This window comes from Deltaproteobacteria bacterium, from assembly GCA_016219225.1.
Taxonomy (GTDB): domain Bacteria; phylum Desulfobacterota; class RBG-13-43-22; order RBG-13-43-22; family RBG-13-43-22; genus RBG-13-43-22.
The window spans coordinates 1-21,030 of sequence record JACRBX010000160.1 but is presented as its reverse complement, the minus strand read 5'-3'; the positions used below and the strand labels follow the sequence as shown (position 1 = coordinate 21,030).

General features: G+C 49.1%; 22 protein-coding genes. 17 read left to right on the top strand and 5 right to left on the bottom strand.

What is annotated here, in order from left to right:
• Positions 1-107: 107 nt before the first annotated feature.
• Positions 108-1,340 (bottom strand): hypothetical protein, encoded by a 1,233-nt coding sequence (locus HY879_14170; protein MBI5604489.1) that lies wholly within the window; start codon positions 1,338-1,340, stop codon positions 108-110.
• Between the two features lie 305 nt (positions 1,341-1,645).
• On the opposite strand from HY879_14170, the gene HY879_14165 reads away from it, so the two are divergent.
• The 9 genes from HY879_14165 (at position 1,646) to HY879_14125 (ending at position 6,888) form a co-directional block, all read left to right on the top strand.
• Entirely contained in the window at positions 1,646-1,885 is a 240-nt protein-coding gene (locus tag HY879_14165) for a CopG family transcriptional regulator (protein MBI5604488.1), read from the top strand.
• Positions 1,870-2,259 (top strand): PIN domain-containing protein, encoded by a 390-nt coding sequence (locus HY879_14160; GenBank protein ID MBI5604487.1) that lies wholly within the window; start codon positions 1,870-1,872, stop codon positions 2,257-2,259. The genes HY879_14165 and HY879_14160 overlap by 16 nt, the downstream gene beginning before the upstream one ends.
• Positions 2,234-2,869, top strand: a complete 636-nt coding sequence (locus tag HY879_14155; GenBank protein ID MBI5604486.1) for a prepilin-type N-terminal cleavage/methylation domain-containing protein — start codon at positions 2,234-2,236, stop codon at positions 2,867-2,869. The genes HY879_14160 and HY879_14155 overlap by 26 nt, the downstream gene beginning before the upstream one ends.
• Positions 2,860-3,279 carry a prepilin-type N-terminal cleavage/methylation domain-containing protein gene (locus HY879_14150; protein ID MBI5604485.1) on the top strand — a complete coding sequence of 140 codons (420 nt, stop codon included), beginning with the start codon at positions 2,860-2,862 and terminating at the stop codon, positions 3,277-3,279. Before HY879_14155 ends, HY879_14150 begins: the two co-directional genes overlap by 10 nt.
• A gap of 47 nt (positions 3,280-3,326) precedes the next feature.
• Entirely contained in the window at positions 3,327-3,812 is a 486-nt protein-coding gene (locus HY879_14145; GenBank protein ID MBI5604484.1) for a hypothetical protein, read from the top strand.
• Complete coding sequence (locus HY879_14140) at positions 3,809-4,810, top strand: hypothetical protein (protein MBI5604483.1); 1,002 nt, start codon at positions 3,809-3,811, stop codon at positions 4,808-4,810. The genes HY879_14145 and HY879_14140 overlap by 4 nt, the downstream gene beginning before the upstream one ends.
• Before the next feature lie 239 nt (positions 4,811-5,049).
• Positions 5,050-5,931 (top strand): peptidylprolyl isomerase, encoded by an 882-nt coding sequence (locus HY879_14135; protein MBI5604482.1) that lies wholly within the window; start codon positions 5,050-5,052, stop codon positions 5,929-5,931.
• A gap of 85 nt (positions 5,932-6,016) precedes the next feature.
• On the top strand, positions 6,017-6,448 hold the full coding sequence (gene gspG / locus HY879_14130; GenBank protein MBI5604481.1) for a type II secretion system major pseudopilin GspG: 432 nt from the start codon (positions 6,017-6,019) through the stop codon (positions 6,446-6,448).
• Positions 6,439-6,888 carry a hypothetical protein gene (locus tag HY879_14125; GenBank protein MBI5604480.1) on the top strand — a complete coding sequence of 150 codons (450 nt, stop codon included), beginning with the start codon at positions 6,439-6,441 and terminating at the stop codon, positions 6,886-6,888. Before gspG ends, HY879_14125 begins: the two co-directional genes overlap by 10 nt.
• A 290-nt stretch (positions 6,889-7,178) precedes the next feature.
• Here HY879_14125 and HY879_14120 read toward each other — a convergent pair whose 3' ends face one another.
• Positions 7,179-8,477: a CBS domain-containing protein gene (locus HY879_14120; GenBank protein MBI5604479.1), complete on the bottom strand. Its 1,299-nt coding sequence runs from the start codon at positions 8,475-8,477 to the stop codon at positions 7,179-7,181.
• Between the two features lie 389 nt (positions 8,478-8,866).
• On the opposite strand from HY879_14120, the gene HY879_14115 reads away from it, so the two are divergent.
• Positions 8,867-10,015 carry a radical SAM protein gene (locus tag HY879_14115; protein ID MBI5604478.1) on the top strand — a complete coding sequence of 383 codons (1,149 nt, stop codon included), beginning with the start codon at positions 8,867-8,869 and terminating at the stop codon, positions 10,013-10,015.
• A 271-nt stretch (positions 10,016-10,286) separates the two neighbouring features.
• Positions 10,287-10,691 carry a C_GCAxxG_C_C family protein gene (locus tag HY879_14110; protein MBI5604477.1) on the top strand — a complete coding sequence of 135 codons (405 nt, stop codon included), beginning with the start codon at positions 10,287-10,289 and terminating at the stop codon, positions 10,689-10,691.
• A 294-nt stretch (positions 10,692-10,985) separates the two neighbouring features.
• On the opposite strand, the gene HY879_14105 is transcribed toward HY879_14110, so the two are convergent.
• The 3 genes from HY879_14105 to HY879_14095 all read right to left on the bottom strand — a co-directional run bounded on the left by HY879_14105 (position 10,986) and on the right by HY879_14095 (position 15,899).
• Positions 10,986-12,755: an adenine deaminase gene (locus HY879_14105; protein ID MBI5604476.1), complete on the bottom strand. Its 1,770-nt coding sequence runs from the start codon at positions 12,753-12,755 to the stop codon at positions 10,986-10,988.
• Entirely contained in the window at positions 12,755-14,488 is a 1,734-nt protein-coding gene (locus HY879_14100) for an FAD-dependent oxidoreductase (GenBank protein MBI5604475.1), read from the bottom strand. Before HY879_14100 ends, HY879_14105 begins: the two co-directional genes overlap by 1 nt.
• Before the next feature lie 109 nt (positions 14,489-14,597).
• Positions 14,598-15,899, bottom strand: a complete 1,302-nt coding sequence (locus HY879_14095; GenBank protein ID MBI5604474.1) for an aminopeptidase P family protein — start codon at positions 15,897-15,899, stop codon at positions 14,598-14,600.
• A gap of 186 nt (positions 15,900-16,085) precedes the next feature.
• Here HY879_14095 and HY879_14090 point away from each other — a divergent pair, with 186 nt between their 5' ends.
• The 6 genes from HY879_14090 to frr all read left to right on the top strand — a co-directional run bounded on the left by HY879_14090 (position 16,086) and on the right by frr (position 21,024).
• Entirely contained in the window at positions 16,086-17,030 is a 945-nt protein-coding gene (locus HY879_14090; protein MBI5604473.1) for a TIGR01212 family radical SAM protein, read from the top strand.
• Positions 17,031-17,204: 174 nt separating this feature from the next.
• Positions 17,205-17,735, top strand: a complete 531-nt coding sequence (locus HY879_14085) for a methylated-DNA--[protein]-cysteine S-methyltransferase (GenBank protein ID MBI5604472.1) — start codon at positions 17,205-17,207, stop codon at positions 17,733-17,735.
• 297 nt (positions 17,736-18,032) lie between these two features.
• Positions 18,033-18,890, top strand: a complete 858-nt coding sequence (gene rpsB / locus HY879_14080; GenBank protein MBI5604471.1) for a 30S ribosomal protein S2 — start codon at positions 18,033-18,035, stop codon at positions 18,888-18,890.
• The gene (tsf, locus tag HY879_14075; GenBank protein MBI5604470.1) at positions 18,887-19,483 is read left to right on the top strand and encodes a translation elongation factor Ts; all 597 of its coding nucleotides are present in this window, start codon (positions 18,887-18,889) and stop codon (positions 19,481-19,483) included. The genes rpsB and tsf overlap by 4 nt, the downstream gene beginning before the upstream one ends.
• Positions 19,484-19,740: 257 nt before the next feature.
• Complete coding sequence (locus tag HY879_14070; GenBank protein MBI5604469.1) at positions 19,741-20,463, top strand: UMP kinase; 723 nt, start codon at positions 19,741-19,743, stop codon at positions 20,461-20,463.
• 3 nt (positions 20,464-20,466) lie between these two features.
• Positions 20,467-21,024: a ribosome recycling factor gene (gene frr / locus HY879_14065; protein ID MBI5604468.1), complete on the top strand. Its 558-nt coding sequence runs from the start codon at positions 20,467-20,469 to the stop codon at positions 21,022-21,024.
• The last annotated feature ends 6 nt before the right edge of the window (positions 21,025-21,030 follow it).

The window sequence follows — 21,030 nt, the reverse complement described above, 5'->3', positions numbered from 1 at the left end:
TTGCTCCTCAATGCTATCAGGAAATTTTGAAATGTTAAAGATTACAAAATCATGGGATATCTGTCAACACCCTTATCACTAAAACGCAAATTTAAGGGATTTTAAGGCTACCAGCGGGCCTTAAAGCCTCGGGTATCCACATGGATAAAAGGGCAATATTTTCCGTTTTGAGATAGGTCATATATCCCCAGACCGCCCACTAATCCGGTCTCTGCCTCGATTTCTTCAATAATCCTGACCAGGACCAGCAGGTCTTCCCGGTCAATGCGACCGTCTCGATTCAAGTCCATCATAAAACCTTCTTGGAGCGGACCCATAAGGGTGATATCGGCTGCATCGCCGTAAATATGGCGACTCCACAAGGCCCCGGAAACCGTTTGATTGTACCAGGGGGTTCGAAACCCGCTGAGGATGGTCAGTCGGGCCTCCGGAAAGCCAAGTTGTTGGAGTTTTAAGGTCAATAATTCCAATTTCAACAGCAAGGCCGAGGAGAGGGCCATATAGTGAGGAAAGGGCGTTTTATAATGACAAGAGAAATCTTGAAGCCGTAAGGTTTTGGAAACCAGTACCCCTTGGTTTTCGGGAGTCACTTCTATAAATCCTTTAGGTGGAAGGTAATGGGGAAGGGCCGTTTTCGGAATGGACCGGATCGGAGCCTCTTCCGGGTTCGGATAAAATCCCATTGGGAATTGATCGATAAATCCATCGTCTATTCTCGAAAATGGATACAGGACAATAACTAATAAATTTTGCCTGGTTTGTTCTTCCCATTCTCCTACCCTGGAATCTGAAGAAGCCGCCGGCCGGTATCCTCGTTGCCGGCATTCCAACCCCAGGGTATAAAGGCCCGGTTCTTTAGGGGCCTTTCCTGAAAAGAGGTTATCCCCCTGGCGGGGCAGGCTGCGGCCATTCAGCACCAACGACCAGGATTCGGTCTTCAGACACCGGCGGGCCTGGCCCCCGGACCCCCTGGGATCATCATACCCGACTGGTTGATAGGCCGGGGTTGACAGAGAAATATTTTCCAAATGGAAAGGGGACTCCGGGCAGGACAAGACCGAGGCTGAAACCCATCGGGTACGGACCTGAATGGCTTCTTCCGGCAGGAGGAAAAGGGTGGGGACCAAAGGAGAAATTTTTTGTCCATTGACTTCTATCTGCATCACCGGTTCCCTGGCCAGGGGTTCATCGGGAACTTTTTCCGGAAAGGGCTTCATGATCCATTGAGGTTTGGTACAACCCGATAAGGCCAGAAGGAAGAAAATCAGAAGAAACAAGAAGGGGGTGTTCTGCTTTTGGTTCAACTTTATAATATAACCGATGGGTTTTCCTTGACTCATGGCTTTTTGTTCTATATTTGCCTGAATTAGAATAAGGTGTCAAGGAGAGATTTGGAAGAAAATTTTGTTTGACAACCCGAACAGATGATATATATTATATGATATCATATTAGGCTTGATGCGTTCGTGAAAAGTCCAAAAGCGCCGATTTACGTCATTCCCGTGAAAACGGGAATCCAGTGTTTTTAATTAGTTACATATAGCCTGGATTCCCGCCTTCGCGGGAATGACGAGTTTTTACGAGACCATTAAGGCTTGGTTTTTTCCCGGACAACCGCTATTCAAAAGGAGTCAAGTCAACTGCCATGGCCACAACGAGAACGATTGTAACGATACCGGAAAAAGAAAAACGCTGGTTAAAAGCCTTCAGCAAGACCCATGGGATGTCTATGGGCGAGGCCATCAGGCAGGGATTAGCCTGCCTTAAGGCTGCTGATGGAAAGGATTCATACAAGCAGTTAGTTCAGGAAACACGCGGTATTTGGAATCAGGGGGATGGACTTGCTTATCAGAAAAGAATACGAGCCGAATGGGAAACCCGATAATGCTGGAAAGGCTTTTGGATTCGGTCATCCTGATCGATCATCTCAATGCTATTGAACCGGCAACGCAGTTTATTGCAGGGTTGGATCCTCGGGCTACAGCGATTTCGGTGATCAGCCTGGCTGAAATTCTTGTTGGTTTGGAGGGTTCGTATCGGGAAAAGGGAAAGATATTTCTGGATCAGTATGAACTGCTGACTATTGATGGTTCTATCGCCGAAAAGGCGGCCGACCTGAAACGAAAACATGGCTGGAAACTTCCGGATGCCTTTCAGGCCGCCTTGGCCATTCAGCACAAAGTCCGTTTATGTACCAGGAATACCAAGGATTTTAATCCGGAGAAACATCCTTTTGTCGAAATTCCTTATCGGGTTTAAACCAATCAACATCAGGTTTTTTATGAATCTCATGGGGTTCAATCTTAATTTTTCTTTCCGATTTTCGAGTTGTAAAGGCTTTACCTTTATCGAATTGATTATCGTCATCCTCCTTCTCGGGATTATAACGGTATCTATGAGTGTCAAAGAGCCGGGGTTAGGGGCGAAGATTGCGGCCCAATCCGGACAGGTCGCACAGGATATCCGTTACGTCCAATCCCTGGCCATGTCCAGCCGCCAAAGGGTCTGGATTTTTTTCAGTACCGCGAACAACACCTACCGGATCACCACCGGCGCCTGTGGGTCCGGAGGTGGAGGGACTACGGTACCCAACCCAACCACCGGAACCACCAATCCGCAACTGGCTGCCGGTATCAGCTTTAATACCTCTTTAACCAATGGTTGCCTTTCTTTCGACAGCCAGGGGAGACCATCCGAAGGTACTTCTACGAATCCTTATAATGGAGACGAGACGGTCCGGCTATGCCCACCCGGCGGATGCGGGGGAGGTGGGGGATGCGCCGGAGGGGGATGCGGTGGGGGACCTACCACGGGATGCACCATTACCATTACGGAAAATACCGGCTATGCCCTGACAACATGTCCATAAAAAGTTTAGTTAGAAAAAATTATTTTAAGGCAATCAACGACAAAGGGTTTACCCTGATTGAAACGATTATATCCCTGGTTATTCTTTCCATTGCCGTGACCGGTGTTTTGCAGGTTTTTTTTACCGGACTGGCCCCGAGAAATGCCCCTTTGTCCATAGAAATTACTACCGGGACCCAACTGGTCCAGGAGGGATTGGAAAGGGTCAAAGCAGACCGTAGTAATCCCGCCCGTGGGTTTGCATATATTGTTTCCGCTAATTATCTACCAATAACCATCAATGGTTATGTCAGAACGACAACGATTGCACCAGGCTGGGGGGGAGATGTTAATTATACCCAGGTTACGGTTTCTGTAACCCATAACAGTCGTACCGTAGCCAGTGCGACGACTTTAGTGGCCAATTTTTGATGAATCCCTTACGTTCCAACAAAGGCTTTACTTTGATCGAAATAATAATGACCATCATTATTGTGGGAATTATCTCGATTATCGTTGGGCCGATTTTGATCCAAGGGTTTAATTCCTTTTTTGCCAGTGCCGGGGTGACCGACATGGATGCCCAGGGAAAACTGGCTATGGAGCGCATGGCCAGGGATATACGGGGGATATCTTCCCCGAACAATATTGCTACCATGGCGTCTACTAATTTCTCCTATTGGGCATCTTTTTCAAATCGTTTTAGTTACTATCAAACTGGAACTCAATTGTTTCGTGATTCACCTTATTTAACATTTCTTACCCACGCAAATCTCTTAACCACAAATGTTTCCGTTGTTTCTCCTTTAACCTTTACCTACCTCCAAAAGGATTTGGTCACACCGGCGACCGGACCAGCCAATGTTTGGGTCGTTCAATTCCAGTTTACCCTTAACTATGCCGGGGGCGGATTTGTCGCCAACAAAACCTTTCGTACCTCGGTTTTTCTTCGAAACGCCCAATGACCGGAATAATCAAAAAACCAAAGGATCAGAAAAAAGAGGCCGGTTTTATCCTGATTGCGGCAATCATCATTATGACGCTCTTAGGGTTCTTAGGAGTTACTGCTTCTTATCTTTTCACCTCCGGCACCACCACAACCAAAGATTATCTGTTATCTACCCGGGCCTTTTTTATTGCCGAAGGAGGGGTTGAATATGTAGGAAAATATCTGCGAGACCAGGGCAGTCCCAATTGGAGTACAATCACACCTCCTTCGGGATCCATTTCTCTGGGGGATGGGAGTTTTTCGGTGGTTTTTACCAATCAGGCTGTCAATAATCTGGACGCTGTAGTTACCGGGGTAGTTCCCGGATCTCCCGTGAATGCCCAGAGGCAGGTTACGGCTACTTTCCAAAAGGATCTGGCCGTCAGAAGCCGGGGGGGGATAAGCATGGGGAATAATGCCTATGTAGACTGTGATCCGACCAATCCTTCGAATCCGTTATGCTATAGCTCATCCTGTGCTTGTACTAACACGAATGTTTCTGCCGCCAATATGCCGATCATTCCGGTGCCCTCTCCAACACCCCCTGCACCTTCCATAGGCTGCTCTTATCCTCATCATTCTACCGGGACCATAACACCAGGGGTTTATTATTGTTCTTCCATGACTTTTGATAATAGCGCAGTGGTTTCCCTTTCCGGGCCGGTAACCATCTATACCCAATCCTTAACCATAGATAACGGAGCTACTTTCAATAATTCAGGAAACCCTCGCGATTTATTAATTATTGTCCAAGGAACTGTTCCGAGTTCATTAGTGGCTCTAATAGATAACAATGCCATACTTAAAGGGGCAATTTATGCCCCCGGATATGATATTAGATTGGATAATAATGCAGAAGTCTGGGGAACCTTATCCGGGGGTGCCAGCGGGGATGCCTCAACTATCAGACTTAATAATAATGCCAAGGTTTATTATAGGCCTACCCAAGTAACCCTTACTAATTGGGTTGAGTAAAGAATTTAAGCAACGGAGCTGGTTCTGAAAAAGTTCAGAAAAAACGGAAGGCCTGACCAATCCTACCTTAAAAATACCGTCTTTCAAAAAGCAATATAAGGTCCATACACTATTCCTATACCCGGGGGCTTGTGTAAAATAGAAGCCAATGCAGACTTTCTATGTCCATGTATTGGCATTAAGCGCTTAATAATTTCAGAGAAGTCATTATGGCTCAATTGCAGGAGGGATAAGAGAATATGGGCAAGAGGACTATTACTAAAAGTGGCATTATTTTAATCGGGTTGCTGTTTTTCGGGATGACCACGGTCCAGGCCGAAGAAAAGGATGTTGTGGCTAAAGTGGGCAACAGGGTGATCACCAAGACCGAATTTGAAGCGTTGCTTAAAAAAAGGGGGGGGATGCCGCCTAAAGATAAGCAAATGGAAATCGGTTTGCTACAGAATATGGTCCAAACCATCGCCCTGGGAGAGGCAGCCAGGAAGAAGGGGCTGGATAAACGAAAGGAGATACAAGAGACCCTTGCTTTGACCATTGATAGTGTCCTGGCTAATGAATTGATCAAAGAAGAAGTCATCAATAAAGTTCATGTCACCGAAGCTCAGGCCAAAAGTTATTATGATAAGAATCTGGCCCGTTTCAAAACCCCTGAACAGGTCAAGATCCGGCATATCCTGATCAAGGTGGATCAATCGGCCTCCGGGGACGACAGGAAAAAGGCCAGAGAGCGGGCCGGGGAGGCGCTTAAGAAGATTAAATCCGGGGAGGATTTTGCCAAACTGGCCGGAGAGCTTTCCGATGACCCTGTTTCAAAGGCCAAGGGAGGGGATCTGGGATTTTTTGAAAAAGGGAGGATGGTTAAACCCTTTGATGAGGCAGCCTTTGCCTTGAATCCGGGAGAAGTCAGTAATATCGTTGAAACCCCTTTCGGCTATCACATTATCAAAATGGATGATAGAAAGAAGGAAGAAATCCAGCCCTTCGAGAAGCTGAAGGATAAGGTTATGGCCATGGCTGTCGAAGAAATAAAAAGAGAAAAAATCAAAGAGTTTGTACAACAGGTCCTGAAAAACGCCGACAGCAAAATATTTACAGATCGTTTTGGGGAAGAAAAGAAATAACAAAATTTTAGTTGACTATCGCCTTAATATTCTTTAAAATTTTTAATGCTGAAAATTTCGGGGAGCCGAACTCAGTAGGACAAAGATGGGTATCAAGAGCAGAAAAACCATATCAGGTCATCGGGGTTTCACCTTAATCGAGCTGCTGGTGGTGATGGTTATCATCGGCTTATTGGCCGCTCTGGTTGCCCCCCGGCTTTTCCCTAAATTAGGCAAAGGGAAACAATCGGCGGGTAAGGCCCAAATTGAATTGTTGGGTCAGGCCCTGGACCAGTATAGGTTGGATGCCGGCATCTATCCCACAACGCAAGAGGGGTTAAATGCTTTGATGACCAATCCCGGTGTTGAAAAATGGGATGGCCCTTACCTTAAAAAAAATGTCCCCCTGGATCCCTGGGGAAAGCCTTATTTTTATCAAAGCCCTGGAACCAACGGGGAATATGATCTCTATTCCCTGGGCCGCGACAATAAACCGGGCGGGGAAGGCGAGGACAAGGATATCACCAGTTGGGAATAGGTTTTACCTCTCATAGAATCCTTTTCTTTTTTTTGTCGCTGTTGGCATTGTTGGCCTTATGGGGCTGCAATGTTTCGGATGTCAACAAAAAAGACAGCGTTAGCAGTGGAACGACAACCGGATCGGGAAGTTCCAGCGGCACAGCGGCCATGGTCACCGTGACTGTGGGAAATAACCCGATCGCCTCCGGTGCAACAACGAGCCTGACCGTCATCGTCACCGATTCTCAAGGAAGACGGACCGAGGCCACCATTATCCTGACTTCTTCCAGAGGAGGAACTTTCAACGGGACAGACACTACCTTAAGCGGAAGTACTTTCGGAGGAGCCTTGATCGCCACCTATACAGCCCCCTCTGTCAGTACCCAAACCGATATTGAACTTGCCGCTGTTGTTCCCGGAACCACGGTCAGAGGGACTACCATACTCACCGTTCAATAAAGGTTGAACAGACCTTCCCCATTCGTTTTTTCGTGTTAAACCCTCATGCATAATTCGAAATTCGATATTACTACAGCGACACTTTTTCCGTCATTCCCGAATGTCTTTATCGGGAATCCAGGTTTTTCCAGAAAATGAGAAAACCAAAGTCCCTGGATTCCGGCTTAAAGCATGCCGGAATGACGGTTAAGGGGGCGCATCAGCAAAAAAACATGCTGTGGTAATATTCACATTAACTGATTTCTCCGAACTCCGAACTCCGAACCTTGAACCGTATTACAGACCCTCCCTCATTCCGGCAGCATGTCGTAGTAATATCGCATGATATCGGAACGGGTGATAATGCCGATCAGCTTGCCCTCTTTCAAAACAGGCAGCCGGCCGATATTATGTTTGACCATTAAGCGGGTGGCCTCGGTGACGCTGGTTTCAGTGCCGATGTGAATGATCCTCCTGGACATAAAGGCCTTTACCGGAGAATTCAGATCGCTGGTTTTTTTGGCCCTTTTAAAATCCCGTCTCGAAATGATCCCCGTCAGGGTTTCCCCGTCACTGACCGGAAAGGCGGTACAGCCCTTTTCCCTCAAAAGAAGGGCGACCTCATGCATCAGGGTATCCTGGTCAACGGTAATGACTGGGAAGGACATGAGGTCGCTGAGTTGGATTGACGGATTTTCCCTTTTGACAATAAGGTCGGCAATGCGTTCTTCCAGACCATCGGTGTCGGCTGATTTCAGTAAGGCCGAACCGGCATTTGGATGACCGCCGCCCCCCAATTCTTTTAATAAAAGCCCGACATTCAAGGTGTCGGCATTGCTTCGGCCAATGATCATACACTGATTTTTTTGAGGCTCGGCGAAGAAGGCAAAGGTGGCATCGGTGTCGGCGAATTCATGATAGCGGTCCACAACCGGTGAAAGTCCAGGGGTATGCCCTTCAATGGCGACTTTTATAAAGCTCACCTGAAAGCCGTTCACTTTGACTCTTTTTTCATTTTTAAGCATCTCGACGAGGATTTCTTTTTGCTTCAAGCCGTAAACCGGCCGAATGAATTTTCTGACCACATTGAGGTCGGCCCCCTGTTCGAGAAGAAAGGCGGCAGTCCGGACATCCCTGGGAGTAGTGCTGGGGAAAGTCAGATTTCCAGTATCTTCATAAATTCCGGCTAAAAAGAGGGTGGATTCTATGGGAGAAATCTTTTTACCTTCCTTTTCGATCTTTCTTACCAGTAGGGTCGTTGCCGCGCCGATAGACCGTACCCAGCGTTCAGTTCCACGAATATTACCGGAATTGCTGTGGTGGTCCCAGATATGGATCTCAAGGTCAGGATTGGCCGGGATAGGGGCCGGCAGCTCGATCCTGGACCAGGAGTTGGCATCAACAACGATGAGCCGGGTGACCAGGGAAGGATCCAGGTCGATTTCTTCGATAAAAGGGAAAATGTCTTTATGGAGACTATAAAAAGACCGGACGTTGGCGTTTAATGTTTTCGGAAGAAGCGGCGTCGCCTCAGGATAAAGGATGGCGGCGGCCAGAAGACAGGCAAAGCCATCAAAGTCAGTGTTTTTATGGGTGGCAATGATATGCATCTTGAGCGCTTGAGATGTTTCTCCGACCGTATTCTCTTATCGGCAGGAAGTTTGAAAAACTTAAATGAAAAAGGTTGCCTGTTTCAAGATACAAGTTGCAAGTATGAAAAACGGGGTCAGGGGTCGGGGGTCAGGGTCCGGTAAAAGTCATTTCCATGAAATTGTAATTCGAAAAAGGGGGATTGTCAAAAGACTTTGGAATGGTTAATATACGATAGCGATTTAAAAAGTTTCAAGTTTCAAGAGCAAGCTGCAAGGATAAATAATCTTAAATTGGCTATGGGCAATAGGCAATAGGCTATGGGTGAAGAGAAGACCTTAATATCGTTTACCCATTGCTTCTGGCACATAGTAGCCCTGAGGGTTAAATTTGTATCTGGAGTAATTTGATGGAGAAATTGGATTTTGAGCAGGGCCCCATCCGACCACCGAGCGAGGCCCGGAGTTTATTGATACGGATAACAAGGAATTGTTCCTGGAATCAATGCCTTTTTTGTCCGGTTTACAAGGGGACCCGGTTTTCCCGGCGTAGTGTTGAAGAAATCAAGGAAGATATCCGAACCATCACCAGAATCATGGAGGAGTTAAAGGCCCTTTCCTTCCGGTTGGGTGGCAACGGAAAGGTTGATGACAGCGTTATCACCCAGGTGTTTCATCAACCGAATTATTCCCATGCCTATCGAAATGTGGCGGCCTGGATGTATTACCAGGAATTTACGGTTTTTCTCCAGGACGCCAATAATCTGGTCCTGCCGGCCGAAGAATTGATCGAGGTCCTGACCTTTTTACGGAAGGAGATCCCCCAGATCTCCAGGATCACTTCTTATGCCCGGGCCAGGACCGTCAGCCGGAAAACGGTCGAAGAGTTGACCGGGATAAGAAAGGCCGGTCTGGACCGCATCCATATCGGGTTGGAAAGCGGCTCGGATGCTATTTTGCAATGGATGAAAAAAGGGGTTACAGCGGCTGAACAGATCGAGGCCGGAAAAAAATGCAAAGAAGCGGGTATTTCTCTTTCTGAATACTGGATGCCCGGTCTGGGAGGGAAGGCCCTCAGTGAGGAACATGCTCTGGAAACGGCCAGGGTCTTGAATGCCATTAATCCCGATTATATCCGGATACGTTCCTTAAGGGTTCCCGAAAGAATCCCCCTTTATCAATTAGTAGCTGAAGGAACCTTTCAACCCTTGACCGATGATGAAATGGTTGAGGAGATCAGACTGATGATCGACCATTTGGAGGGGATAACCAGCACCATCACATCCGATCACATTATGAACCTGCTGGAAGATATTTCGGGCACCCTTCCGCAGGACAAAGGGAGGATGCTGGCAGGATTGGATGCCTATTTGCATCTTTCGGCAGAAGAACGTTTGATCTATCGTTTCGGGCGCCGCGGCGGGGCCTACCGGTCGGTCCGGGACATGAAAGACCTGGTTTTGAAACGGAAGATCGAAAAGGCCATTGAGGAAGTGCTAACCACCCATCCCGAAGGCATTGAACCTTTTTTGGAAGAACTGGTTAATCAGTATATTTAGTTCGAAAATAGGATTCCAAGATTCCAGGATTCGAGGGTTCAAGGGCTTTAATTCCAAGCCTTTCACTTGAACCCTTGGCCCCTGGACCCCTTGAATCCTTTTTCATGCTTCGTGGTGACCCAATGGGTCATGAAGGCTTAATACGAATATCGAACATCGAATTATTAGGAGATTATTTATGGTGACCCCTGAAAGCATGTCTGAAAAGGCCATGGTTTTGTTTGCCAATGAATTATATTGAGCCCAGGCCGTCCTGGCCGTGGGCCTGGATATGATTGGAGAAGAAGAAAGGGATGTGGCGATGCGGGCCATGGCCGGGTTGACCGGAGGCTGTTACCGGGGTGATTTTTGTGGGGCCCTGGCCGGGGCCGTGCAGGTCATCGGTTGTCTCTTTGCCGCTGCAAACAAGGATGAAATGGAAGATGCCCGGTTGACCCCGACCATAAAAATGCTTTATGACCGGTTAAAAAAAATAGCCGAGGAAACTTATGGGGATACCAGTTGCCGGACTATTTCCCGATGCGACTGGTATGATCCGGAGGATGTTAAAGCCCGCAGAATAGACGGACGGCGGGATGAATGTACCCGATTTGTCGGGAAAACAGCCAAGGTCTTGGGCGAGGTGCTTCTGGAAGTGGTGGGGGAGGAGGAGCTGAAGATATTGCAGGGGGAATAAGTTAACACGAAAAAGCGAATATCGAATTTCGAACATCGAATCATGAAGTATTCTTTAGTACTACAGCGTATTTTTTTGCTAATGCGCCCCTTAACCGTCATTCCGGCATGCTTTAAGCTTGTCCCCGAATGGCTTAATCGGGGAGCGGAATCCAGGGACTTTGGTTTTCTCATTTTCTGGAAAAACCTGGATTCCCGATAATGACATTCGGGAATGACGTAAAGAATGTCGCTTTAGTAATAAAAGATGTTGAATAAATGAGTGGTGCATTCAATTTACTTCCAGCATCCAGCATTAAGCATCTTCCAAAAACATTTCCACCAACTTCTTCTTCCGTATATCCGCCAGGCCCTTGTCCGTCAAACGAATAAAGGGCAAACCGGTAAAACAAAAGGTCTGCAAGAGGAGAAAGGGGTTTTCCAGGGTCGAGCCCAGGGATCGGACGGCCTGATCTATTTCTTCTATCTGCCGGGTCAATACCGGCAGGGGCTCTTCGGAGATCAGACCCATGACGGGCATGGGCATTTCGGCCAGGATACGTTCGCCCCGGCAGACCACCAAGCCTCCTTTTAATTCCAGAAGACGATTAACCGCCAGGGCCATCTCCTGATCAGTAACCCCGATGACCAGGATGTTGTTGGTATCCCAATTCAGGCTGGTAGCGAGGGCCCCTTTTTTCAGTCCTATTCCCTGACAAAAACCCAGGGATGGGCGGGGAATCGTATCTCTTCGTTGAAAGACGGCTGCTTTCAAAACATCCTGATCGGGATCGGCTTGCAATGCCCCTTTATTCATCTTGAGCCGGACCGTTCCTTCTTTGGTAATGGTATGGTTGACGGCTTTGATTGTTCGAACCGTGGCTTCAGCCTCGGAAGAAGGAATATGAAAAATTTCCGGCTCAACCCTGGAGATTGAAAAGGAATCATAGGCCTCAGGAGGATAAGAAAAAGGAGGGGAACCCTTTAAATAATTCCCCTGATCCCAGACCAGTTGCCCATCGGTCCAGACCTTCAGGCAGTTAAAATCTTTTAAATTGTCCACCAGGACCAGGTCGGCTATCTTCCCCGGGGCAATTCCGCCCAGATCTTTCAGCCCGAAATAATCGGCCACATTCCGGGTTACGGTTTGAACGGCGGTTACCGGATCGAAACCAAAGGCAACGGCCTGGGCCAGTAAATCATTCATCCCCTTTTTTTTAAGGAGCTGGGCCGGATGGAACAGGTCGGAGACCAGCATAAGCCGGCTCAGGTCAAGGCCCATCCGGGCTATGGGGGCAACCGCTTTAAGTTCGGATCGCACGAAGCCCTCACGAACCATGACCGACATGCCCAGCCGGAGCCGCTCAACCGCCTCTTCGGCATCAGTCGATTCATGGCAGGAGGTGGCCCCGGCGGCAACATAGGCCACCAAATTTTTCCCCCTGGCCCCGGCGGCATGGCCTTCCCGTGTCTTGTTCAAATGATGGGCCTGGGAATAACCGGACAAGGTACGGGAATCCAGGCCCAAGACCCTCGGCCAATAGGCCTCTCCGATTCCCAGGACCTCCGGTTTGTTCAGAAGCCCGGCAAATTCCCTGGGGGTCATGCCCAGGCTGGTTTCCAATTCAGGAAAGGGCGGTGTCAGGGACGGGGCCGTAAAAAAGATCTTTAAAGAGAGGCCTGCGGCTTCCTGCATAAAGAGATCGACCCCTTTTCTTCCGAAAACATTACCGACCATGGCCATTTCGGTAACGATTGTGGTATTGCCGGTCATTAAGGCATAGGGGGCAAAGGAGCGGCAGGTGAAGATATTGTCCAGATGGGTATGGCCGTCTATGAATCCGGGCAACAGATAGCCCCCCTGACCGCTGATGACCTGGGTTTGAGGGCCAATCAACTCTTGCGGTTCCGGGCCGATATAAGCAATCCGGTCCTGAAATAATGCGAGGGACAGGTCTTTTTGAATTTCCCGGGAATAAACATTGACCAGGGAAAAATCCTTTATGACGGTTGTGGCTTTTTTTTCACCCCGGGCCACCTGGATCAAGGTTTTAATTCTTGAAGGCTTTAAATTGGAGACGGACATTATTTTTCTTCCTCTTCTTCAAGGGGATTGAGTCCGGCCCATTTGATGGCCGCCAGACCTCCGGCCAGATTCCGGGTGTTTTTGATCCCTTCCTGGTCCAGGAGGATCTGGGCTTCATAGGAGCGCACCCCCGAGTTGCAAATCAGCACCAGATTTTCGGCCTTGGGTATTTCATGAAGGCGCCGGGAGAGGGTTTCCTGCGGGATATTAATCCAATGGGGGCCAAGCTTTTCAATATATGGCCGGGCATTTCGCGGTCCCCGCACATCCAGAAACAGGACATCCTTTTCTTGTCGTCCTGCCAGGAGATCCGGAAAATTTTCCACCGGTAAAGGGCGGTTTTTCCCTTCCAGGGTGTTCTTAAGGGTATTGGCTACGGCATTCAGGATATCCATAGCAGCGGCAAAAGGCGGGGAATAGGGTATCTCCAGGTTGGCCAGGTCTTCGATGGTCATTTGATAAGGCAAGGCCCCGGCTACGGCATTGAGACGGGCCATCAGGGCGTCCCCGTTCCGCCCCACCCCGGACAAACCCAGGACCCTCCGGCTTTTCCGATCGGCAACCAGCTTCAGGGCCATCAATTCCTGGCCCGGATAAAAATGGGCCCGGTCGGCCTGGATGACCAGGGCCTCTTCGGCATCAAATCCCGCCTGCCTGGCGGCTGCAGTCGTCAGACCGCACCTGCCGGCCGAGAAGTCGAATACTTTGACGGCAAAACTCCCGATAACCCCGGGGAAGGTTTCCCGCCCACCGGCTATATTGGTCCCGATGACCCGCCCCTGCCGATTGGCCAGGGAGCCGGAGGGATAGAAGCAGGGCTGCCGGGTTATCAGGTGGGGGACCTCGATACAATCCCCGCCGGCATAAATCTGATGATCCGAAGTCTGGAGGAATTCATTAACGGCGATTCCCCCCGAAGGGCCAATGAGCAGGCCGGCCTGATGAGCCAGGGCCGTATTGGGCCGGACCCCCACGGCCAGGATTACCAGGTCGGCCGGAAGTTCCCGGTTTTGGGTAATCACCTTTTTAACCTCCCCTTGATCATCTCCCTCCAGGCGAACCACCTTTTCTCCCAGCAGAAGGTTAACCCCATGATCCTCAAGGTCCTTCGAGACCATCCGGGCCAAATCAAGGTCCAGGAGACCGGGAAGAATTTGATCCTTTATCTCCAGGACAGTAGTTTCCACTCCCCAGAGGTCGGATACGGCCTGGGCCATCTCCAGTCCAATGGGGCCGGCCCCGATAATAACGCAATGGCCGACCTTCCCCCGACTGAGGGATTCCTTAACCACTAAAGCTTCAGCGGGATTAGAGATGGTTGTAACCCCTTGCAGGGTTATTCCCGGTATGTCCGGCCTGTTCGGAATGGCCCCTGTAGCCAGGACCAGGTTATCGTAGGGGATATCTTCTTCAATACCAGTCAGGCGATTTTGAATCCGGACCGATTGCTGCAAAGGGTTGATCGATAAGGCCCGGGTTTGGCTGCGGACCTCGACCCCTTTGGCGTCCCTGAAGAATTGTTCATCACGAACCATGTGAAAAGAGGTGGACATGAGGGCCTGGATGTCGCTGATGTCTCCTGAAATAAAAAAGGGGATGCCGCAGCCCCCGTAAGAAAGATACTGGTTTTGTTCTATGAGTATCACCCGGGCTGTGGGATCCATCCGATGGGCCCGGCAGGCTACCTTTGGCCCCAAAGCCACGGCACCGATAATAACAATTTGTTTAGCCATGATTGAACCTCCGACGATAATGAATTAAGGCGCAGGGCGCAGGGCATAGGGCAAAGGGGTTTAAGGATTTTACCTTGAGCCTTGAGCCTTGCACCTTGCACCGTGGACCTTATAGTATCTGGAATTCGTCCGGGGCGGTAGTGATGGGCTTGAGGCCTGTCTCGGTCATGTAAAAGGTGTTTTCGATCCCCACCAACCCATATCCGGGCAGGAGTATCTTGGGTTCCAGGGCAATAACCATTCCGGCTTCCAATAACCAATCGAATTTTTTCCCAACTATCGGGAGCTCATCCAATTCAAGCCCCAGGCCGTGTCCGATATAAGACAACTGGTCAAGACCCGCACCCATGAATTCGGACTTATATCCCAAACGGTTGGCTTCATCAAAAGCCCGATAATAGACCTGATCGCAAGGCATCCCTGGCTGGGCCATTAATTTTATGGATTCCTGAATCCGGATAACGGCCTGAAAGGCCTCTTCGACCGGCGCCGGCGGTTTGCCTATGGAAAGCATACGGGTTTGGTCAACCAGATAGCCGTTATAACAACCCACATAATCAATACTGATGGGTTGCCGTTCCCGGATGGGCTTCAACCCCGCCCCTTGAGCAAAGGCCGGACCAAGGCCCAATCCCCCGGAAGGAGAATCGATATAAGAAGGTTTGGCCCCTTCCGGACCTGAAAGGAGGTGACCATAAAAGATCTCCTGGTTAAATCCCCGGCTTCTTATAAAGCCCTGGTGACCTTCTTTACGCAGGAAGGCCTCCAGCAACCCGGCCAGCTCTATTTCCAACATCCCCGGCCTTAAGATCCCGGGGACTTCCCGGATCATCCTGTCCATCATTTGGGCTGCCTGATGCATATTGTCTATTTCCCAGGGGGATTTAATCATCCGGCATTTGCGAATCAGGATAGAGGCATCCAGGATACGGGATTTTTTAAAAATATTCTTAAATTGAAAATATCCATTGGCCGGCAGGACATCCATTTCCAGGCCCAGTACCTGAGGAAGCGGAAGGCCCCTTTCGGCCAAAGAAGAAGGGATTTCCTTGGGAGAGGATAGGGCGACGATGTTATTCAGAGCAGATTCTTCCATGGCCCGTTCCAGGTTCTTTTTGACCAGGAAGACCGGTTCTTCCTCGTTGGGAATGTAGAGAAAACCCGGTTGCATGGTGCCGGAGTAGTAAAAAAGGTCCACGTTTTGACAAATCAAGATCCCATCCAGCCCTTCCTGGACCATCTGGTCCTGGATACAGCGAATCCGGGTCTCTATTTCCGTGGAAGGTACAAATAAAAGAGAAGGGGCATCATTCGGGTTCATCGGGTTTCCCTTCTTTGATCTGAGTTTTTCACGACCATCTTTTTTTTTAATGGACAGGCTATAGGCTATGGGCAATGGGCTATAGGTCAACTTATTACTCCCACGTTATTGCCCTTTCAGTCTTGAGCTTTGAGCTATTTTTGAATTAAACCCTCAAGTCCCGCTTGGGGCGGGACACCACAACGCATGAAAATGGTTTTCTCCAAACTCCAAACTCCAAATTTTTTTCATGCTAAAGTGTACCACAAACCCCAATCTTATGCTACTATTTCTCAAATGAATAATCAACCCTATAACCGTTATGCCGCCTATCTGACCCAGACCTTCGGCTGTCGGGTTCAGAAGATTTCCTTAGACGCCGGTTTGACCTGCCCGAACCGCGACGGGTCCAAAGGGACCGGCGGATGTCTGTATTGTAATGCCCAGGGTTCCGGGACAGGGGTCTATTCAGAGACGCCTTCAATTGAGCAGCAGCTCAGGCAGGGGAAAAGTTTTTTAAGCAGCCGTTATGGGGCCAAAAAATTTATCGCCTATTTTCAGTCTTTCACCAACACCTACGGCCCGTTGAAAATCTTAGAATCATTATATCGGGAGGCTTTATCCGTGGAAGACGTGGTCGGCTTGTCGGTGGGGACCCGGCCGGACTGCATCAGCCCTGAGATCCTCGATCTTTTAGCGGGTTTTCAGTCCTCCCATCTGGTTTGGATCGAATACGGCCTTCAATCTTTTCATCCCCAAACTTTACAATTGATCAACCGGGGTCACACGATTGAGGATTTCATTCTGGCCGTGGAAGAAACCCGGAAACGGAATATCAACATTTGCGCTCACGTCATCCTGGGTCTGCCGGGAGAAGGATTGAAAGAATGCCTTTATACGGCCGACCGGTTGGCCGAACTGGATATACAGGGATTGAAAATCCATTCACTGTTTATCAATCAGGGGACCTTATTAGAAAAATGGTGGCGACAAGGGAGATATCATCCTCTTCAGCAGGATCAATATGTAGATTGGGCCTGCCGGTTTTTAGAACACTGCCCACCCCATTGGATTATCCAGCGTTTAACGGGCGACCCCCATCCCAAGCAGTTGGCCGCCCCGCTTTGGGCCTTGGAAAAACAAAAGACTTTAAAGATGATCCAGGATTGGTTTCAGAGAACCGGCAGCTTCCAGGGGGCTGAATGGCTGAAGGGCGCTTCGCTTGAGGACCGCTGCGCTTGAGGACCACTGCGTTTGAGGAGCGCTATCGCTAAAGGAGCGCTTCGCTTGAGGATCACTTCGTTAGAGGAGCACTGCGTTTGAGGCTGAAGGCAACTGCCTCTTCACTCAAGGCCTCCGCCATGGCGGGGGACGCTCCTTAAGCAAAGCGGTCAAATTTATTAGGGAGGTTATCAGATGGGCAGGACGACGGTATTTTATGACAGCAAGGCGTTTCCCCTCCTGGGGCGCGTCTATGTAGCTGCTACGGAGAAAGGTCTATGCGCCCTTTCCTTGCCGGGCCACCCGGTTGAATCCTTTTTTCAAAAGATCCTGTCCCATTTTCAGCCCCATTTTTTTACCCAGCTCCCAGACCCCTTTCAGGATCTCTATCATCAGTTGGATCAATATCTGGTCGGCAGGAAGATGGTTTTCGAAATTCCCCTGGACCTGGAAGGAACTCCCTTTCAACGGCAAGTCTGGGAGGCCTTAACAGCCATCCCTTATGGGGAAACCCGCAGTTATGGGGAAATAGCCCGGGCCATCGGTCGTCCCAAGGCCGGCCGGGCCGTCGGCCAGGCCAATCATAATAACCCGATTCCTATCGTGGTCCCTTGTCATCGGGTGATCGGTTCCCGGGGGGACCTGGTGGGCTATGGCAGCGGACTGCCGCTTAAGGAGAAACTACTGGCGTTAGAAAGGGAAGCTGTCGGGATGCTGGATACTTGATACTGGATACTTGATTTAAAGCTATATCAAATAGGACAACCTTATCCAAAGACGTCATTCCCGCGAAGAGCCTGTCCTCGAATGCCTTAATCGGGGACGGGAATCCAGTCTAGGCTTAACCCATTAATCCCGCCATGATTGAAGTTTGAATAGTTTTTCCTTGCTTGAAAAGTTATTTTTTAGTATGATTATCAAATTTACTAAATTCTCACGCTTTTTCGGTCTCTTGGGTGCATCTTAAATAAATGCTGACAACTCATTGAAAAAGCGGCGGAAAAACCCAAAGGGAGGATAATTATGTCGTATGTTTCCATGAAACAGTTGTTGGAGGCCGGGGTCCATTTCGGTCACCAGACCAAACGATGGAATCCCAAAATGAAGCCTTATATTTATGGGGCCAGAAATGGGATTTACATTATTGATCTGCAGAAAACCGTTAATCTTTTTAAAACCGCTTATGATTTTGTGGTGGATACCGTAGCCCAGGGAGGGTCGGTTCTCTTTGTGGGGACCAAGAAACAAGCCCAGGAATCCATAAAAGAAGAAACCGAGCGTTGCGGAATGTTTTTTGTCAACCACCGCTGGTTGGGGGGGACATTGACCAATTTTGTAACCATTCGCCTGGGAATAGAACGCCTGAAATACCTCGAAAGGATCAAGGCCGATGGAACGATTCAGCGATTTCCCAAGAAAGAAATCATCAATATGGATCGGGAGTATGTTAAGCTGCTCCGTAACCTGGGCGGAATCAAAGAACTGGAGAGCCTCCCCAAAGCCATTTTTGTTATAGATCCCCGAAAGGAAAGGATCGCCATCCTGGAGGCCAAGAAATTGGGGATCCCGCTGGTTTCGGTTGTCGATACCAATTGTGATCCCGATGAAATCGATTATATCATCCCTGGTAATGATGACGCCATTCGGGCTATTCGATTGATCACTTCAAAAATAGCCGATGCCTGTTTGGAAGGTAAGACCAAAAGGGAAGAGGCGCAACAGGCCGAGATAGACAAAGAGGTCTTTGTTGAGGAGTCCCCCGCTGAAACCGGGGCGCCGGGAATGAAAAAGGGCGAAAGTCCTCAAGGTCCGGCCGGTCCGGAAGTGATAATCATCCGAAAATTGGAAGAAATACCAGCCCAGGGAGGAGCGGAAAGTTGAATATAACATCAGAATTAGTCAAGGCCCTTCGTGAAAAGACTATGGCCGGAATGATGGATTGCAAAGAGGCCTTAAAAGCGGCCGAGGGCGATATGGAAAAAGCAGTTGAATATTTGCGTAAAAAAGGCCTGGCCACTGCTCAAAAAAGGGCCGGCCGGACTACTTCTCAAGGACAGGTTGGTTCCTATATCCATGGTGGAGGGAAGATCGGGGTCATGGTGGAGGTCAATTGTGAAACCGATTTTGTCGGTCGAACCGATCAGTTTGGAGAACTGGTCCATAACCTGGCCATGCATATAGCCGCTGCTAATCCGGTTTGTGTTCGCCGGGAAGATATGCCGGCCGAACTCCTGGAAAAGGAGAAGGAGATCTACCGGGCCCAGGCCAAGGAGACCGGAAAGCCGGAAAAGGTCATTGAGAAGATCGTGGAAGGTAAAGTGGAAAAATATTTTAAAGAGGCCTGCTTGATGGAGCAGCCTTATGTTAAAAATCCGGACGTTTCCATCACCGACCTGTTGAATGAAAAGGTCTCTCAAATCGGGGAAAGTATCACCATACGGCGTTTTGCCCGATATCAGTTAGGGGAAGAGTAAAGGTACACCTGACAGGATTGACGGACTTGTAAAAAGTTCGTAAGCGCTCATTTTCGTCATTCCCGTGGAAACGGGTCTAGATAGTTACTAATGGTCTGGATTCCCGCCTGCGCCCTCGGGGGTGTAGTACCCTACGGGTACGGAATCGGAATGACGGAATTTTACGAGCTCACCAATTGACTTTTCTTCCGGAAAGGCAAATTAAACCGGTAATCCGGTAAATCCTGTCAAAAAGGTTTTTTGGGGGAATACCGAATATGGCCTTAAGCAAAACCAAATATAAAAAAATTCTATTGAAACTGAGCGGTGAGGCCCTGGCCGGCGACAAAGGTTTTGGTATCGATGTCAAGGTGTTGGCCAAGACCGCCAAGGAAATTAAAGAGGTCGTTACCCTGGGCGCCCAAATCGGGATCGTCGTCGGTGGAGGAAATATCTTCCGCGGGGTGGCCGCCAGTGCCCGCGGTATGGACCGGATTCAGGCGGACTATCTGGGGATGTTGGCCACCCTGTTTAATGCCGTGGCCATTAAAGAGTCTTTGAAAAATGAAAAAATACAGGCCCAGGTCTTGTCGGCCCTGCCGGTTCAGGGGTTGACCGAAGCCTATATTCCCCAATCGGCTAAGGTTCTGCTGGAAAAGGGGACGGTCCTGTTACTGGCGGCCGGGACCGGTAATCCCTTTTTTACCACCGACACCGCGGCGGCCTTAAGGGCCTCCGAACTGGGTGCGGAAGTCATCTTGAAAGCTACCCAGGTGGATGGGGTCTATGATCAGGATCCTAAATTGAACCCAGAGGCCAAAATTTATTCTGAAATAAGTTATTCCCAATTCTTGCAGAGTCACCTTCAGGTTATGGATGCTACAGCCGTTTCTTTAGCCAGGGAAAACAATATCCCTATCGTCGTCTTTAATGGCCTGATAAAAGGGAACTTAAAAAAGATCATCCTGGGATCCCGGATTGGGACCTTGATAAAGGGGTAAACCATGGCGGAGAAGGTATACAAAGAGACCAGTGAAAAAATGGAGAAGGCCATTGAGGCCTTAAAAAAAGACTTGAGCCGTATTCGCACCGGGAGGGCGTCGGTTTCCCTGTTGGACGGGCTTCGGGTCCAATATTACGGGAGCCAGGTCCCTTTAAACCAGGTGGCCTCCATAGCCGTTCCGGAAAGCCGGTTGATTACGATTCAACCTTGGGATATCAAAGCCATCGGCGATATTGAAAAAGCTATTCTTAAATCCGAACTGGGACTCAACCCTATCAACGATGGAAAAATTATTCGCATCAATATCCCCCAGTTGACCGAAGAAAGACGCCGCGATCTGGTGAAGGTAATCAAAAAAATAGCCGAGGAATCCAGGGTAGCCTTAAGAAATATACGCCGGGAATCCAACGAATCCTTCAAAGAACTTAAAAAAGACAAGACCATTTCCGAAGATGGATTTTTTAAAGGCCAGGAAGAGATCCAGAAGATTACCAATGATTTTATTGAAAGAGTGGACCGGATCAGCGAAGAGAAGGAAAAAGAGATTTTGTCCTTTTAAGGACTT

What these genes read in the sequence shown, in the direction of transcription:
- HY879_14170 (MBI5604489.1), bottom strand. Translation starts at nt 1,340, where the DNA reads ATGAGTCAAGGAAAACCCATCGGTTATATTATAAAGTTGAACCAAAAG.
- HY879_14165 (MBI5604488.1), top strand. Translation starts at nt 1,646, where the DNA reads ATGGCCACAACGAGAACGATTGTAACGATACCGGAAAAAGAAAAACGC.
- HY879_14160 (MBI5604487.1), top strand. Translation starts at nt 1,870, where the DNA reads ATGGGAAACCCGATAATGCTGGAAAGGCTTTTGGATTCGGTCATCCTG.
- HY879_14150 (MBI5604485.1), top strand. Translation starts at nt 2,860, where the DNA reads ATGTCCATAAAAAGTTTAGTTAGAAAAAATTATTTTAAGGCAATCAAC.
- HY879_14145 (MBI5604484.1), top strand. Translation starts at nt 3,327, where the DNA reads ATGACCATCATTATTGTGGGAATTATCTCGATTATCGTTGGGCCGATT.
- HY879_14140 (MBI5604483.1), top strand. Translation starts at nt 3,809, where the DNA reads ATGACCGGAATAATCAAAAAACCAAAGGATCAGAAAAAAGAGGCCGGT.
- HY879_14135 (MBI5604482.1), top strand. Translation starts at nt 5,050, where the DNA reads ATGGGCAAGAGGACTATTACTAAAAGTGGCATTATTTTAATCGGGTTG.
- gspG (MBI5604481.1), top strand. Translation starts at nt 6,017, where the DNA reads ATGGGTATCAAGAGCAGAAAAACCATATCAGGTCATCGGGGTTTCACC.
- HY879_14120 (MBI5604479.1), bottom strand. Translation starts at nt 8,477, where the DNA reads ATGCATATCATTGCCACCCATAAAAACACTGACTTTGATGGCTTTGCC.
- HY879_14115 (MBI5604478.1), top strand. Translation starts at nt 8,867, where the DNA reads ATGGAGAAATTGGATTTTGAGCAGGGCCCCATCCGACCACCGAGCGAG.
- HY879_14110 (MBI5604477.1), top strand. Translation starts at nt 10,287, where the DNA reads ATGATTGGAGAAGAAGAAAGGGATGTGGCGATGCGGGCCATGGCCGGG.
- HY879_14105 (MBI5604476.1), bottom strand. Translation starts at nt 12,755, where the DNA reads ATGTCCGTCTCCAATTTAAAGCCTTCAAGAATTAAAACCTTGATCCAG.
- HY879_14100 (MBI5604475.1), bottom strand. Translation starts at nt 14,488, where the DNA reads ATGGCTAAACAAATTGTTATTATCGGTGCCGTGGCTTTGGGGCCAAAG.
- HY879_14090 (MBI5604473.1), top strand. Translation starts at nt 16,086, where the DNA reads ATGAATAATCAACCCTATAACCGTTATGCCGCCTATCTGACCCAGACC.
- HY879_14085 (MBI5604472.1), top strand. Translation starts at nt 17,205, where the DNA reads ATGGGCAGGACGACGGTATTTTATGACAGCAAGGCGTTTCCCCTCCTG.
- rpsB (MBI5604471.1), top strand. Translation starts at nt 18,033, where the DNA reads ATGTCGTATGTTTCCATGAAACAGTTGTTGGAGGCCGGGGTCCATTTC.
- HY879_14070 (MBI5604469.1), top strand. Translation starts at nt 19,741, where the DNA reads ATGGCCTTAAGCAAAACCAAATATAAAAAAATTCTATTGAAACTGAGC.
- frr (MBI5604468.1), top strand. Translation starts at nt 20,467, where the DNA reads ATGGCGGAGAAGGTATACAAAGAGACCAGTGAAAAAATGGAGAAGGCC.